This is a genomic window from Pseudomonas turukhanskensis (assembly GCF_027922365.1).
GTDB lineage: Bacteria > Pseudomonadota > Gammaproteobacteria > Pseudomonadales > Pseudomonadaceae > Aquipseudomonas > Aquipseudomonas turukhanskensis.
In genome coordinates, this window is the sequence record NZ_BSFN01000018.1 from 1 (window position 1) to 15,306 (window position 15,306).

The window sequence follows — 15,306 nt, forward strand, 5'->3', positions numbered from 1 at the left end:
GAGCCAGCTTGCTGGCGAACCCTGGAAAAGGTGATTCGCGACCTGCGTTTGCAGGGTTCGCCAGCAAGCTGGCTCCTACAAAATCAAATGCGATCGTCGCCATAAGTCACCCCTCGCCCGCGTGCGGGAGAGGGGCCGGGGGTGAGGGGCTGTTGATCTGGCTTGTGATCTATCGCTTGTGATCTACCCGCCCCTTGAGCGCCAGGCCGAGCGGAGTCGTTGTGTAAGGGGTCGTAGCGGCCGGGAGACGCGCAGAGGGATGAGGGCCATGGATGGCCCTTCAGCCCGGCCCCTGGAGCGACGACGGAGGGAGGGGACCCGAAGCGAAGCGTAGGGCCCAGGTAGGGGCAAGATTTTTTGGTTTCTTTTTTATGGTGCGGCATTCCAACGATTGGAAAAAGAAACTCGCGCGTAAGGCGCGAAACAAAACGTTCAGCACACGCGGTAACGAAGAAGAACAACGATAGCCAAAATACCGCTTAAAAAGCATCGAGGCTGAAGCCTCTCCCACAAAAACCGCGCCGATTCGGCGGATAGCCGTTGCGCGAATAGTCGCCTTCAGCTCGGCCTGGAGCAACGACGCAGCGAGGGAGTTTTCACGCACGCCCCTACTCATCCTGCGAAGTCCGAATATGCTTCGCCCGCTTCTCAAGCACCGCATACACCACCACCGCCACCGCCAACGGAATCAAAAAGTAAATCACCCGATACCCAATCAACGCTGCAACGATACTGCCCTTGTCCACCTGATGCTGCAGCAACGCCAAAAACACTGCCTCCAGCACCCCGAGCCCGGCCGGAATATGGGTAACCACCCCGGCAATGCTGCTGATCAGCAGGATGCCGAGAATGTCCCAATACGACACCTTGTCCGGCAGCAGAATAAAGATCATCGCCGCCATCAACCCCCAATTCAGCGTGCCCAATACGATCTGCGCAGACGCCATGCGCAGACTCGGCAAGGTGATTTCCTGTTTGCCGAAATGCCAGTTACGCCGCTTGCTGAATTTGCAGGCGAACAGGTAAACGAACGCGGCCACCAATAACCCAAAACCAATGTATTGCAGGGTGGTCTCGCCTATTTTCCAGTGCGCGGGCAAATCCACCAGCCGCAGGGAAAACACCCCGCCGGCCAGCAGGATATAGCCCAACCAGTTGGTCAGCAGGCTGATGCTGATGACCTTGGTGATGGTCGGTACATCCAGCCCCAACCGCGAATACAGGCGGTAGCGCATGGCAATGCCACCCACCCAGGAACTCAGGTTGAGGTTGAAGGCGTAGCACACGAAGGTGACGGGGATGGTTTGCCGCGCCGGCAGCTTGTGTTCGGTGTAGTGGCTGCCAATCAAGTCGAAGCAGCTGTACACCGCGTAACTGGCGGCGCTGGCAGCCAGCGCCAGCAACAGCGTCTGCGCGCTGTAGGCGTGCAGCGCGGTTTTCACTTCCTGCCAGTTGAGGTTGCGCACCAGCAGGTACAGCAACACCGGCACCAGGCAGAAGAAGAAAATATTCAGCAGGCGTTTGCCCCACACCTTCCAGGCCGGCTGCGGTTGGCTTTGCTCGGCGGTCACGCTGTCGGAGGTCATCGGCTTTCCTCGGCGTTACAGGCAGATGCGACGGGTTCCTCGACAACACCCACGGCGTCGTCCACGGTCAGCGGTTTTAGCCGTGGCGAATGCGCGGGAAACCACCCGGCAATGGCAGGGAAGTGGCGCAGAAAGTGAAAGGTTAAGAAGATGATCGGCGCGCGCCACCAGTAGCCGCGCATCACGCGTTCCAGCGTGACCTTCTTGCATTTGTTGGCGCCAAGGTCGGTGAGGTGGTCGTGCAGTTGCTGGTTGAAGGTGTGGTCGCGAATGATGAGGTTGGCCTCCAGGTTCAGCGACAGGCTCAGCGGGTCGAGGTTGCTGGAACCCACCGTGGCCCATTCATGGTCTGCCAGGGCCACCTTGCCGTGCAGGGGGCGCTGGCAGTACTCGTGAATCACCACGCCGTCACGCAGCAAGTAGTTGTAAAGCAGGCGAGTGCACAGGCGCACGATTGGCATATCGGGCATACCTTGCATCACCAGGGTGACCTTCACGCCACGGCGCGCCGCATTACGCAGCTCGCGCAACAGCCGGTAGCCCGGGAAAAAGTACGCATTGGCCACCACCAGCCGGTAGTTGGCCGAGCGTATGGCCTGCATATATTCAGCTTCGATGCAGTTGGGGTACTGATCGTTGTCGCGCAGCGACATGCGCATGCGCACATTGCCGCGAAAATGGTTGGCCGGTGACAACGGCTGCTTGCCGGGCCGCTCGCCACGGCGCACGGCCAGCAGTTCAAGGGCGGCGCGGTGCACGTCGGTGACAATGGGGCCGCGCACTTGCACGGCGTAGTCCTGCTTGGCCATGGGGCCGAAGTCAGCCAGGTGATCGGCGCAGAAGTTGATGCCCCCTACAAACGCCGTCTCCGCATCCACCACCACAATCTTGCGGTGCAGGCGGCGAAACAGGTTGGTGCGCATGCCCAGGACGCGCGGACGCGGGTCAAAGACATTGAGCTTGACCCCAGCCTCGGTAAGCGCGGCCACATAGGGCGCACCCAGGTCGGCGGTGCCGTAGCCATCCACCGTCACTTCCACGTGGACGCCGCGTTTGGCAGCGGCAATCAAAACCTTCTGCAGCTCCTTGCCGACCTTGTCTTCATAAATGATAAAGGTCTCCAGCAGTACCTCTTTGCGTGCCGCCTGAATGCAAGCAAACACACGGGGAAAAAACGCCTCGCCGTTGATCAGCAGCTGTACTTCATTGCCTTCGCGCCACTCGTAGTTCATAGGCGTACCTCCACAGCCAGGGGGGCGTGGTCGGACAAGTGCGACCACGGCCGGGTCGACAACACCTGCGGCTCATGGCTCTTGGCGTTGCGGATATAAATACGGTCCAGGCACAACAGCGGCCAACGCGCCGGAAAGCTGCGCGCCGGCATGCCGTAATGCTGCATGAACACTTCCTGCATGCCAGCTTTGGCCAGCACGCTATCGGCGCGCAGGCGCCAGTCATTGAAGTCGCCGGCCACGATCACTGGGGCGTCCTGGGGCAGAGCATCAAGCAGGGCACAGAGCAGCTCCAACTGCTTTTGCCGGTGCGCTTCACGCAGGCCCAAGTGCACGCAAATGGCGTGCACTTCGCGATGGCCCGGTACATCCAGCACGCTGTGGAGCAGGCCGCGTTGCTCGTGCACACCGACCGACACATCGAGGTTGTCGTGGCGCAGAATCGGGAATTTGGACAGCAGTGCGTTGCCATGGTCGCCGTCGGGGTACACCGCGTTGCGCCCGTAGGCGAACTGCGGCCACATGCTGTCGGCCAGAAACTCGTACTGCGGCGTCGGTGGCCAGTTGCTGTAGCGCTTGGCATGGGTTTGATGGGTGCCGTGCACCTCCTGCAAAAACACTAGGTCGGCTTCCATGGTGCGCACCGCATCGCGCAGCTCCGGCAGGATGAAGCGCCGGTTGAACACGGTAAAACCCTTGTGCATGTTCACCGTGAGAATGCGCAGGCTGTGCACAGCTGGCCGTAACTGATTGACGGGCAGAGGCACGGAGGTGACGGTACTCATAACTCGATTCCTTGCGGTAACACACCGGGCCGTGTGGCCAGCGCGGCGGTGAGGTCGAACGACTGCAGCAATGCGTGCGCATCGAAGGGCGCGCGGGTTTTGATGTCGTTGTCGAAGTAGCAGTACACGTCCCGTGCACCGCGTGTGGGTTTGCTGTCCGGGCTGATCAGGTGAGCGTCGGAGGGCTGTTTGCCGTGGGTCCAGGCGTCGATGCGCTCATGCCAGCGCTCCAGCGCGGCCGCCGAATAGCCGCTGCTATAAAGCTTCTTGTCGCCGTGCAGGCGCATATAAACGAAGTCGCTGGTGAGGTCTTCGGCGTACGGCCATTTCTTCGCGGCATCAGCTATCACCAGCGCGACGTTGTGTTCGCGTAGCAGGCTGACAAAGGCGTCGTCGACAAAACTGTCGTGGCGAATTTCCATGGCGTGGCGCAGTGGCTCTTGGCCGGGCCAATCCATATAGCCCTCTACCTGGCGGCGCTCATCGCTGTGGCTGGCCAGGCGCTTGGCGGCGCGGCGGCTGCTGGGCAGTTGCTGGAAAAAGTCTTCAATCAGCGCCGCGTCGAATTTAAAGCTGGGCGGAAATTGCCAAAGAATTGGCCCAAGCCGGCCATTTAACTGGCCAAGGCCGGAGGCGAAGAAATTGGCCAGCGGTTTTTCAACATCGCGCAGACGCTTGATGTGGGTAATCAGGCGCGGCGCCTTGATGCTGAAAACAAAGTCGTCCGGCGTATCTGCGGCCCAGTTGCGATAGCGTTCCGGGGTTTGCAGGGCGTAAAACGAGCCGTTGATTTCGATACTGTTGACCGCACGCGAGGCGAACTTGAGCTCTTTTTTCTGCACTAGGCCCTTGGGGTAGAACTCGCCGCGCCAGGGGCCGTAACGCCAGCCGGATATCCCGATTCGAATGGCGGCCATGGGCTAGCAGGGCTTTCTGAGGTGGCTGGGGTTTCCTTTCACGACAGTAAGCATGGGTAGTCCTCCCTAGTAAGTTAGACGGGCGCACGGCGCGCCCAGTACTAGTTCGGACTTAAGGTGCCAGGGGGCGGTTCAGGTTTTTTGGTCGGGGTAAGTCGGGGCCCTGTTATGGGTCATTGTTGGGCAAGAGCAACGCCTACGCCGTGGCTTGCCTATCCACTGCCGCCTTGACGCCCAAAGCTGCTACCTCGCCGATTACCATCACCGCCGGCGCCTTGAGCTCAAATGCCAACGCCGCTTCCCGCATTCCCGCCAAATCACTGCGGCACTCGCGCTGCTGGGGCAACGAGGCGTTTTCGATCATCGCCACTGGCGTGCCTGCCGGCAGGCCACCGGCCAGCAACTCTTGCTGAACCTCTTCCAGTTTCGCCACGCCCATATAAATCACCAATGTGGTGCCGCTCTGGGCCAGCGCCCGCCAATTCAGGCTGCTGTCATCTTGCGTGTGCGCCGTCACCAGCGTTACACCACGGGCCACGCCGCGCAGCGTTAGCGGAATGCCGCACTGGGTCGCACCCGCCAACCCCGCGGTGATGCCGTTCACCAGCTCCACTTCAATGCCGTGGGCCTGCAGCCAGTCCGCTTCCTCACTGCCTCGGCCAAATATGCACGGGTCGCCGCCTTTGAGCCGCACCACGCAATACCCCTGGCGGGCGTAGCGCAGCATCAGCCGATGAATAAAGGCCTGCGGGGTGGAACGGCAGCCGCCGCGTTTACCGACGGGAATGACCTTGGCGTTGGGGCAATGCTCAAGCACAGCCGGGTTGACCAGGTCGTCGATCATTACCACCTGCGCGGCATTCAGCGCGCGCACGGCTTTGAGGGTCATCAGTTCCGGGTCACCGGGGCCGGCGCCCACCAGCCAGACTTTTGCGCTCATTGCAGATCCTCCGAAATAGGGGTTGAAGCCGCCAGCTTGCTGGCCAAGCGTGCTTCGGCCTGCGCCATTGGCGGGGGGCTGGCAGCGCCTTGGCGAGCAAGCTCGCGCCTACGGCAATCGATTGGCTCATTCATGTGTGTAATAGCCACGCGAGCAGCAGCATGTTTATCAGCAGCGAGACGAGGGCCAGCCCGCGCCAGACTTTCAATGGTTCCCGCTCCAGCAACGGCCGTGGTCGCGCGAGCGGTTGGTGTTCGCCCTGTTGCAACGCCAATAACCATTCTTCCGCCGTCTCATAGCGTTGCGTCGGGTCGTTGGCCAGTGCCTTGTCCAGGTTGTGCACCAGCCATTGCGGCACATCGGGCCGATACCGGCTGACGGCCACCGGGGCACCGAAGCGCGGACGTTGAAAGGCTTCGATTTCGCCGTGGGGGTAGTGGCCGCTGAGCAGAAAGTAGAGCGTCACACCGGCGCTGTAGAGGTCCTGCGCCACACTCGGCGCTGTGCCTGCATAAGCTTCCGGGGCGATAAAACTGGGGGTGCCGGGTAGCTCGCCTTCGTCCTGGCGCGACAGGCCAGGGCAAAAGGCAAGGCCGAAATCCAGCACCCGCAGTTCGCCATCGCTGCCCAGCAGCAGGTTTTGCGGTTTGATGTCCCGGTGCAGGATATTGCGCCGGTGCAGCATGCCCAGCGCCCGAAGCAGGCGCTGGGCGATGTCGAGCCATTGGTTTAGGCCGACGTTGCCGTGCAGTTGGTAGTGCTCGGCCAAGGTGATGCCTTGGTGTTCGCGCATCAGGTAGTACAGGTGCTGACGCTGATTGGCGTGGTGCACCTCGGGAAAGTAACGACCGGCTACCCGGCGCAGAAACCATTCTTCCTGCAACAGCGCCTGGCCGGCGTTGCTGTCTGTTTCCCGGCTGGCTGGCAGGGTTTTGAGCAGCCAGTTTTGTTGCTGGGGGTCGCTTACGCGGTAAACCAACGACTGGCGCGTGTGGCTAAGCAAGGCCTCCACCTGCCAGCCTTCAAACTGTTGGCCCGGCTTGAGCAGCGGTGGCAGGGGCCATTGTTCGATCTGCCCCAATACATCGCCCAGGCTGGCCTCGCCGAGTTCATCAACACGCACCAGCACTGCACTGGCGTTGTCCTGGCTACCGGCCTGGTGAGCGGCGCGTACCAACGCGTGGCTGGCCGCTTGCAGCTGGGGCTCATCGCGCAGAATGCCGGCAATGGAGGCTTCACTGAGCGTGGCCCAGATGCCATCACTGACCAGCAAAAAACTCTCGCCCTGGCGCAAGTCGCCGTCCAGGTAATCCACCACCAGGTGTTGCTCCAGGCCCATGGCGCGCTTGAGCACATGCTGCATGCCCGGCTGGCCCCAGACATGGTCTTCGCTTATGCGTTGCAACTGCCCGGCAAACCAGCGGTACACCCGGCAATCACCGATATGGGCGAGGGTAAAGTGCCTGCCGCGCACCACCAAGGCACTGAGCGTGGTGAGCAGCGGTTGCCCACCGCCGTTGGCGTGCAACCAGCGGTTTTGCGCCAGCAGCAACCGATCCAGAGCCTGCGCCACGCCCCAGGTTTGCGGTGTGGCGTAATAGTCCGAGGCCAGTGCCTGCAAGGTTGAGCGCGCGGCCAGACCGCCGTCGGCGCATTGGCTCACGCCGTCGGCCAGGGCAAACAGGTAGCCCTTGCTGGCGGCCAGCGGCGGGGCGGGGGTTACCAGGCGCACGGCGTCCTGGTTTTGCTCCCGAGGGCCGCTGGCGCTGGCTTCGGCGTAGCTCAACTGCAGGCTCATGGGGCGGCCTTACACGCGTGCAGCAGTGAAGGCAGCCGAACCCCAGGTGGTTCTCCAGCGGCGTTTAACCCCGTGCAGACCAAACCAGGCCACCACGCCGAGGCTGGCGAACAGCCACAGGCCGAGCTGGTAGTCGCCCGTGTTTTGCTTGATGGCGCCAAGACCCGCCGCCAGCAGAAAGCCGCCGATGCCGCCGGCCATACCAATCAGCCCGGTCATAACCCCGATCTCTTTACGAAAGCGCTGCGGCACCAGCTGGAACACGGCGCCGTTGCCAGCGCCAAGGCCGAGCATGGCGGCCACGAAGAGCGCCAGTGCGGCAACCGAACTGGACAGGTGGAAACCCACCGCCGCAATGCAGATAGCCGCCAGCGCATACATGCCGAGCAGGGTGCGAATGCCGCCGAAGCGGTCGGCCAGCGCGCCACCCAGCGGGCGCATCAGGCTGCCGCCAAACACGCAGGCGGCGGTGTAGTAGCCGGCAGTCACCGGGCTGAGACCGTACTGGTCATGGAAATAGCCGGGCAGGGCGCTGGCCAGGCCGATGAAACCGCCAAACGTGACGCTGTAGAAAAACATAAACCACCAGCTGTCGCGGTCACCCAAGGCCTTGAAGTAATCGGCCATGGATTTGGGCTTGGCGCGGTTGGGGGCATTGCGGGCCAGGAGGCCGAACACCGCCAGGGTGATGACCAGTGGAATCAACGCCAGGCCAAACACGTTAGTCCAGCCAAAGGCGACCGCCAGCACCGGTGCAGCCAGGGCCGCGATCACCGTGCCCGAGTTGCCAGCCCCGGCAATGCCCATGGCTTTGCCCTGGTGTTCGGCCGGGTACCACTGCGAGGCGAGCGGCAAGGCGACGGCAAACGAAGCGCCGGCCATGCCAAGGAACACACCGAGCAGCAGCGCCTGCTCATAACTGTGGATGCCCAATTGCCAGGCGGCTGCCAGGGCCGCGATCACGATCACCTGGCCAATGATGCCGGCGGTTTTCGGCGACACCTGATCGGCCAGCATGCCCATCAGAAAACGCAGAAAGGCGCCGGCCAGAATCGGCGTGGCCACCATAAAGCCGCGTTGCTGGGTGGTCAGTTGCAGGTCGGTGGCAATCTGCACGGCCATCGGGCCGAGCAGGTACCAGACCATAAAGCTCAGGTCGAAATACAGGAAGGCAGCAAACAGCGTGGGGGTATGCCCGGCTTTCCAGAAACTGTTGTTATTCATTCAACACCTCATCTGCAAAAAGAGTGGTATTTGCAGGTGGGCAGCCCGGCGGCTGCTCCACCAAAACGCAAAAAACGCCGCACTCCACTGGGCTTTTGGCTCAGGGAATAGCGACGTCTTTGTCGGGGTGGGGCAACCGCCGTTGGCTACCTGTGTAAATGTATGAGCAGGTTGTGTGCCAGGTTCGGTGGGAGGCTCTAGGGCGGGGGTTCTGGTGTTTATGGCGTGGGTGGTTGGAGTGGCTGTGCTGCGTTATGGCGCGTGGAGGGCGTTCTGCGCACCGTCGTGTACTCCTGGGGATTCTGGATCCCAGCCTGCGCTGGGATGACGGCGTACTTGAAAAAACTCCGTGTGATGCCAGGTGTGTTGTGCGCACTGTCGTGTAGGCCTAGAGATTCTGGATCCCAGCCTGCGCTGGGATGACGGCGTACTTGAAAAAACGCTGTGTGATGCGAGGTGCGTTGTGCGCACTGTCGTGTAGGCCTGGAGATTCTGGATCCCAGCCTTCGCTGGGATGACGGCGTACTTGAAAAAAACGCCATGTGATGCGAGGTGCGTTGTGCGCACCGTTGTGCAGGCCTAGAGAATCTGGATCCCAGCGTTCGCTGGGATGACGGTGTACTTGGAAAAAACTCCGTCGTCCCAGCGCAGGCTGGGACCCAGAATGTCGAACCAGACGCTCGCCCGCGACCCGCTAATTCAACATCTCACTCATCGCAATAATCTGCTCAGCCACCTGAATCAACTTCTGCTGCCGGCTCATGGCTTGGCGGCGCATCAGGGTATAGGCCTCTTCTTCGTTGCAGTCTTTCATCTTCATCAACAGGCCCTTGGCCAACTCCACCCGTTTGCGCTCGGCCAGTTGCTGGTCGCGGGCGTGCAGTTGAGCGCGCAGCACCTGATCGCTTTCAAACCGGGCCATGGCTACGTCCATGATCGGCTGCAAACGCTGGGCGTGGATGCCTTCGACGATATAGGCACTCACCCCGGATTTGATCGCCTGGCGCATCACGTCTGGGTTGTGCTCGTCGGTGAACATCACGATGGGCCGTGGCTGGTCGCGACTCACCAACACCACCTGTTCCATCACATCGCGGCTGGGGGACTCGGTGTCGATGAGCACCACATCCGGGCGCACGGCTTCCACGCGTGCGGGCAGATCGATGGTCAGGCCGGACTCGTCTATCACTTCAAAACCCGCCTCACTCAAGGCCGCGCGCAGGCGCCCGACCTTCTTCGAGGTGTCGTTGATCAGCAGGATTCGCAACATGGTCAGCGGCTCCTTACTGCAACGCATGCAGGGCAAAGCTGCGGGCGTAGGCGGCCGGGTCGCTGCCGTCCCACACACTGCCATCGAGCAAGGTGCTGCTGCGCAGCGGCGAGGCGGGCAGGGCGATTTCCAGGCTGCCAGCGGCGCGGCCGTAGAGTTCAAGCTGCTGCACCTGTTGCGCTACAGCCAGGTAATCCGGCTCTTCACGCAGCAAACCCCAACGGCGGAACTGGGTCATAAACCACATGCCGTCTGACAAGTACGGGTAATTGGCCGCGCCGTTGGCATGCAAGCGCAGGGCGTGGTCGTCTTGCCAGGCGTTGCCCAGGCCATCGCTGTAACGGCCCAGCAAACGCGGCTCGATACTCGCCACCGGGGCATCCAGAAATTCGCTGGCGCTCAACAGCTGTGCGGTGCTGCGCCGGTTCTCCGGGCTTTGTTCGATAAAGCGGCTGGCCTCCAGCACGGCCATCACCAGGGCACGGGCGGTGTTGGGGTAGTTTTCGACAAACTCGCGGGTACAGGCCAAGACCTTTTCCGGGTGGTCCGGCCACAACGCCTGGCTGGTGCTGACGGTAAAGCCCTGGCCCTCGGCAATGGCGTGCGCGCCCCACGGCTCGCCTACACAAAACCCGTCAATCCGCCCGGCTTGCAGGTGCGCAAGCATTTGCGGCGGCGGCACCACCACGCTGTTTACATCGTTGAGCGGGTGAATGCCGTGGCTGGCCAGCCAGTAGTACAACCACATGGCGTGGGTGCCGGTGGGGAAGGTCTGGGCGAAGGTCAGCGGCGAGCCGCTTTGGTGCGCGCGTTGTTGCAGTGCACCGCCGCTGGTCACTCCGGCGTCCTTGAGCGGCTGCGACAGGTTGATGCTCTGGCCGTTCTGGTTCAGGCCCATCAGCACCGCCATATCGGTGGCCGGCGCGCCGCTGATGCCCAGTTGAATGGCATAGACCATGCCGTACAGGGCATGGGCCGCGTCGAGTTCGCCGCTGAGCAATTTGTCGCTCAGGCCGGCCCAGGAGCTTTGGCGTTTGAGGTTCAGGGTCAGGCCGTAAGGCTGGGCAAAGCCTTGAGTGGCGGCCACCACCACCGAGGCGCAGTCGCTCAGTGGCATGAAGCCCAGGTTCAGCACATTCTTTTCCGGTGCGTCACTGCCGGCCACCCAGGCCAGGGCGTGGAGGGCATCCAGGGAGTTGCTGTGATCGCTCATGCCGCGTAGTCCCAAACCGTTTTTGCAAAAAAAAAGCGACGTGTCTCCCGGCCTGTTGCCAGTCGCGCACGACGCCATTGTCATGTCAGTGGTGGCCGGGTTCCAGCAATGGACGTCGGCCCTTGGGTTTGATGAGCAAATGCTGTGCCGGGTGATTGGCGGCAGCCTGCAACATTCTGGGCCCCAGCCTGCGCTGGGGCGACGGTGCACGCCCAACCCACCCGTCATCCCAGCGCAGGCTGGGATCCAGAATCGAACGTCAATACACATCGCGCAGGTAGCGCCGGTCTTTGCTCATGCCACTCACATACAACGTCGCCGCCCCGGCGCTCATCTTGCCGTGCACTTGCACGATTTTCTTCAGCGCCGCGTCCACGTCCTTGGCCATACGGCTGGCATCACCGCACACGCACACGTAGGCGCCTTGCTCCAGCCACTGCCAGATCGCCGCGCCTTCTTCGAGCATGCGCTGCTGCACGTAGATTTTCTCGTGCTGGTCGCGGGAAAACGCGGTGTCCAGGCGCGTCAGCAGGCCGCTGCGTTGCCAGGCGCGCAATTCGTCGTGGTAGTAGAAGTCGGTTGCCGCACGCTGTTCGCCAAAGAACAGCCAGTTCTTGCCGCCGCCCCCTCGCGCCTGACGCTCCTGCAAAAAGGCGCGAAACGGTGCGATGCCTGTGCCGGGGCCGATCATGATCAGCGGCGTAGTGGGTTCTTGCGGCGGGCGAAAGTGGGTGGAGCGTTGCAGAAAGATGCGCACACCCGTATTGACTGCGCGGTCGGCCAGAAAGGTCGAACACACGCCGCCGCGCGCCTGGCCTTGGTGCTGATAACGAACGATGGCAACCGTCAGGTGCACTTCATTGGCCGTCACCCTGGGGCTGGAGCTGATGGAGTACAGGCGCGGTTGCAGCGGCTTGAGCAGGCTGGCCAGTTGCTGGGCATCCAGGGCAATGGGGTATTCGCGCAGCAGCGTCGGCACTTGCCGGCCCCAGAGCCAATCCTGAAGCGCCGTTTGATTGCCTTCGTGCAGCAACTCGTCGAGGAACGGGCTGCCATTGTGCCCGGCCACACGGCGCAGCAGGTCCGGGCTGATACGGGCGATTTCGAGGTGTTCGGTGAGTGCTTCGCGCAGCGGCATGTGTGGTTGAGTGACCAGTTCAACCGGGCTGTCGCCGTCCAGGCGCAGGGTGGTGAGCAACTCGTCTACCAGCGCCGCGTCGTTGCTCGGCCACACGCCGAGGGCATCGCCGGCCTGATAGGGGAAGTCGTGCCCCGTGAGGTCGAAGGCCAGGTGGCGGGTTTCCTTGGCGGCGCCCGGGCGGTTCAGCACCTGGTTGTGCAAGAGTGTGGTGCGCAGCGGGTTGGCGCGGTTGTAGGTGCTGCTTTCTACCGGCGTTGGGCGTAACAGCGCCGCGGGTTCAGGGCTGGCACTGACGCGGCTGCACAACGCGTCAAGCCACGTCTGCGCCGGTGCCTCATAGTCCGGCTCGCAGTCCAGGCGCGGCTGCAAGCGCTCTGCACCCAGGGCGGCCAGGCGCTCATCGAGCTTGCGGCCAAAGCCACAGAACTGCTGGTAGCTGGAATCGCCCAGGGCCAACACGCTAAAACGGCTGTTGGCCAGAGCCTGCGCTTCGGCGTTTTGCAGGCTGTGCCAGAAGTCGCTGGCGTTGTCCGGTGGGTCGCCGTCGCCAAAGGTACTGGTGACCAGTAGCACGCCAGCAGCGTTGCGCAAATCATCGAGCTTGGCCTCGTCCATCGGCTGCAAGCGCGCGCTTTGGCCGGCGTTGCTCAAGCGGTCGGCGCAGGTGGCGGCGAGGGTTTCGCTATTGCCAGTTTGCGAGGCCCAGAGCACCAGCCATTGCGGTTCAGTGTTTTCAACCAGGGGCAGCGGTGCGACGTCATTGTCCGCGCGGGAAAACATGCCGGCCAGCAACCCATCCACCAGCAGGCGTTTAGCCGCGGCAATCGGCGCGCTGGCTGGCAGCGTCGGCACACCGGCCTGGCGCGCCTCGGCGTGTCGCAAGCCCAGTAGAAAACCCTGCATATACCGCTGCTCGTCGGCGGTCAACGCCAGCGGGGCCGGAGCGTCGAGGTTGAGCTGACGGGCGAGCGCATCGAGTGTCATCGGGACAGATTCCTTGGCGGCTGGCGGTGCGGGCGGGCTGATCGGGAGCAGGGCTACGGCGCAGAACTTGAACGCCGGTTGCAGGGAGATCGGGTCAATGGCATCGCTGGTAACGGCGTTGATGGCCAGGTGGTCGCCAAACACATCGTTCCAATGAAACGGTGCAAAACAGTTGCCGGGGCGCACCCGTTCGCTGAGCACGGCCGGTAAAACCGCCCGGCCGCGCCGCGAGCGGATTTCCACCTGGCTGCGCTCGACAATGCCCAGGCGTGCGGCGTCGCCGGGGTGAATTTCCACAAACGGACCGGGGTTGAGTTTGTTCAGCGTTGGCACCTTGCCGGTCTTGGTCAGCGTGTGCCACTGGTGCTGTACGCGGCCGGTGTTGAGCACCAGTGGGAAGTCGTCGTCGGGCAGTTCGGCCGGTGGCAGATAGGGCCGGGCAAAGAACTGCGCTTTGCCGCTGTCGGTGGCAAAGCGGGTGGTGTGTGCGTCGCGGTAGCGGATGGGGTTGCGCACGCTACCGCCGGCATCGGTGCAGGGCCATTGCAGCGGTGCCTGGTGCAAGCGGGCGTAACTGGCACCGCGGATGTCGTAGCCGGTTTTCGGGTTGGCGGCCTGTTTGAGTTCTTCGAACACCTGCTCGGCAGTGTCGTAGCCAAAGGCCTCGCTAAAGCCCAGGGCGCAGGCCACGCGGGCAATCAGTTGCCAGTCGGGCAGGGTGTCGCCGGGCGCCTGCACCGCCGGTTGCATCAGGGTCAGGTTGCGCTCGGAATTGATCATCACGCCTTCGGCCTCGGCCCAGAGCGCGCCGGGCAGCAGAATGTCGGCGTAGCGATTGGTTTCGGTGTCCAGGTAGGCGTCCTGGGTAATCACCAGCTCGGCGGTTTGCAGCGCCTCGATTACGGTTTGCCGATTGGGCGCGCTGGCCACCGGGTTGGTGCAGATAATCCAGCAGGCCTTGATGACGCCGGCGCGCATCTGCTCAAACATCGCCACGGTGCCGTCGCCGGCCTCGCTGCGCAGGCTGCCGCTTGGCAGATTCCACATCTGCTCGATAAAGGCACGGTCCTCCTGCACCAATGCCGAGCGCTGGCCCGGCAAGCCCGGCCCCATGTAACCCATCTCGCGACCGCCCATGGCGTTGGGTTGGCCGGTCAGGGAAAACGGCCCGCTGCCGGGGCGGCAAATGGCGCCGGTGGCCAGGTGCAAGTTGCACAGCGCGTTGGTGTGCCAGGTACCGTGCACGCTCTGGTTCAGGCCCATGGTCCAGCAGCTCATCCAGTTGTGGGCAGTACCGATCCACTGCGCGGTCTGGCGAATATCGGCTTCGCTGAGGCCGGTAATTTCGGCGACATGCTCGGGCGTATAGACGGCAAGAAAGTCCTCCATTACCTCCCAGCCTTCGGTAAAGGCCTGGATAAACGCCGGGTCGGTATGGCCGTTTTTCACCAGTAGGTGCAGCAGGCCATTGAGCAGCGCGAGGTCGGTGCCAGGGCGTATCTGCAGAAACAGATCGGCCTTGTCGGCGGTGGCGCTGCGCCGTGGGTCGATCACCACCAGCCTGGCGCCGGCCTTTACCCGGTCGAGCAAGCGTAAAAACAGAATCGGGTGACAGTCGGCCATATTGGCGCCGATCACCACAAACAGGTCGCTGTGGTCGAAGTCATCGTAGGAGCCTGGCGGGCCATCGGCGCCGAGCGACAGCTTGTAGCCGCTTCCCGCGCTGGCCATGCACAGCCGCGAGTTGGACTCGATATGGCGGGTGCGGATAAACCCCTTGGCCAGCTTGTTGGCCAGGTACTGCGCTTCCAGCGACATTTGCCCGGACACATAGAGCGCTACGGCATCCGGCCCGTGCTTATCAATGATCGCGCGCAGGCGGCCGGCAGTGGCTTCAACGGCCTGGTCGATGCCTACACGCACCGGGTCGCGGTTGCGCTCCTGGCGCATAAAGGCGTGCTCCATGCGGCCGCTGTTGGCCACCGCCTGGCCGCACGTGGTGCCTTTGGTGCATAAGCGACCCGCATTGCTGGGGTGCTGTTTGTCGCCCGAGACTTTGACGATCAGGTTGTTTTCCACCTGCATGACAATGCCGCAGCCCACCCCGCAATAGGGGCATACGCTGCGTACGGTTTTGCTGCTGGTGGCTGCCTGTGTGTCGACCATGGTTTTCCCGCCGAAACGAAAAAGGCGCCATGCAGCCGGGCCGTTTTTCA

10 protein-coding genes are annotated in these 15,306 nt (G+C 62.7%); all 10 read right to left on the reverse strand.

Annotated elements, in window-relative coordinates; translation table 11 throughout:
* Positions 1–608 precede the first annotated feature (608 nt).
* The 10 genes from PKE98_RS21425 to PKE98_RS21470 all read right to left on the reverse strand — a co-directional run bounded on the left by PKE98_RS21425 (position 609) and on the right by PKE98_RS21470 (position 15,256).
* Positions 609–1,586, reverse strand: coding sequence for a lysylphosphatidylglycerol synthase domain-containing protein (locus PKE98_RS21425; protein ID WP_271197426.1), 978 nt, complete (start codon positions 1,584–1,586; stop codon positions 609–611).
* Complete coding sequence (gene clsB / locus PKE98_RS21430) at positions 1,583–2,818, reverse strand: cardiolipin synthase ClsB (RefSeq protein ID WP_271197427.1); 1,236 nt, start codon at positions 2,816–2,818, stop codon at positions 1,583–1,585. The genes PKE98_RS21425 and clsB overlap by 4 nt, the downstream gene beginning before the upstream one ends.
* Positions 2,815–3,603 carry an endonuclease/exonuclease/phosphatase family protein gene (locus PKE98_RS21435; RefSeq protein WP_271197428.1) on the reverse strand — a complete coding sequence of 263 codons (789 nt, stop codon included), beginning with the start codon at positions 3,601–3,603 and terminating at the stop codon, positions 2,815–2,817. The genes clsB and PKE98_RS21435 overlap by 4 nt, the downstream gene beginning before the upstream one ends.
* Positions 3,600–4,520 carry a DUF72 domain-containing protein gene (locus PKE98_RS21440; RefSeq protein WP_271197429.1) on the reverse strand — a complete coding sequence of 307 codons (921 nt, stop codon included), beginning with the start codon at positions 4,518–4,520 and terminating at the stop codon, positions 3,600–3,602. Before PKE98_RS21440 ends, PKE98_RS21435 begins: the two co-directional genes overlap by 4 nt.
* A 196-nt stretch (positions 4,521–4,716) precedes the next feature.
* Entirely contained in the window at positions 4,717–5,460 is a 744-nt protein-coding gene (gene cobA, locus PKE98_RS21445; RefSeq protein WP_271197430.1) for a uroporphyrinogen-III C-methyltransferase, read from the reverse strand.
* A 130-nt stretch (positions 5,461–5,590) separates the two neighbouring features.
* Complete coding sequence (locus PKE98_RS21450) at positions 5,591–7,258, reverse strand: bifunctional protein-serine/threonine kinase/phosphatase (RefSeq protein WP_271197431.1); 1,668 nt, start codon at positions 7,256–7,258, stop codon at positions 5,591–5,593.
* 9 nt (positions 7,259–7,267) lie between these two features.
* Positions 7,268–8,482 (reverse strand): nitrate/nitrite transporter, encoded by a 1,215-nt coding sequence (locus PKE98_RS21455; RefSeq protein ID WP_271197432.1) that lies wholly within the window; start codon positions 8,480–8,482, stop codon positions 7,268–7,270.
* Positions 8,483–9,176: 694 nt separating this feature from the next.
* Positions 9,177–9,752, reverse strand: coding sequence for an ANTAR domain-containing response regulator (locus PKE98_RS21460; protein WP_271197433.1), 576 nt, complete (start codon positions 9,750–9,752; stop codon positions 9,177–9,179).
* Between the two features lie 13 nt (positions 9,753–9,765).
* Positions 9,766–10,965, reverse strand: coding sequence for a CmpA/NrtA family ABC transporter substrate-binding protein (locus PKE98_RS21465; protein ID WP_271197434.1), 1,200 nt, complete (start codon positions 10,963–10,965; stop codon positions 9,766–9,768).
* A gap of 259 nt (positions 10,966–11,224) precedes the next feature.
* Positions 11,225–15,256 (reverse strand): bifunctional nitrate reductase/sulfite reductase flavoprotein subunit alpha, encoded by a 4,032-nt coding sequence (locus PKE98_RS21470; protein WP_271197435.1) that lies wholly within the window; start codon positions 15,254–15,256, stop codon positions 11,225–11,227.
* Between the last annotated feature and the right edge of the window lie 50 nt (positions 15,257–15,306).

What these genes read in the sequence shown, in the direction of transcription:
- PKE98_RS21455 (WP_271197432.1), bottom strand. Translation starts at nt 8,482, where the DNA reads ATGAATAACAACAGTTTCTGGAAAGCCGGGCATACCCCCACGCTGTTT.
- PKE98_RS21460 (WP_271197433.1), bottom strand. Translation starts at nt 9,752, where the DNA reads ATGTTGCGAATCCTGCTGATCAACGACACCTCGAAGAAGGTCGGGCGC.
- PKE98_RS21435 (WP_271197428.1), bottom strand. Translation starts at nt 3,603, where the DNA reads ATGAGTACCGTCACCTCCGTGCCTCTGCCCGTCAATCAGTTACGGCCA.
- PKE98_RS21450 (WP_271197431.1), bottom strand. Translation starts at nt 7,258, where the DNA reads ATGAGCCTGCAGTTGAGCTACGCCGAAGCCAGCGCCAGCGGCCCTCGG.
- PKE98_RS21465 (WP_271197434.1), bottom strand. Translation starts at nt 10,965, where the DNA reads ATGAGCGATCACAGCAACTCCCTGGATGCCCTCCACGCCCTGGCCTGG.
- PKE98_RS21425 (WP_271197426.1), bottom strand. Translation starts at nt 1,586, where the DNA reads ATGACCTCCGACAGCGTGACCGCCGAGCAAAGCCAACCGCAGCCGGCC.
- clsB (WP_271197427.1), bottom strand. Translation starts at nt 2,818, where the DNA reads ATGAACTACGAGTGGCGCGAAGGCAATGAAGTACAGCTGCTGATCAAC.
- cobA (WP_271197430.1), bottom strand. Translation starts at nt 5,460, where the DNA reads ATGAGCGCAAAAGTCTGGCTGGTGGGCGCCGGCCCCGGTGACCCGGAA.
- PKE98_RS21470 (WP_271197435.1), bottom strand. Translation starts at nt 15,256, where the DNA reads ATGGTCGACACACAGGCAGCCACCAGCAGCAAAACCGTACGCAGCGTA.
- PKE98_RS21440 (WP_271197429.1), bottom strand. Translation starts at nt 4,520, where the DNA reads ATGGCCGCCATTCGAATCGGGATATCCGGCTGGCGTTACGGCCCCTGG.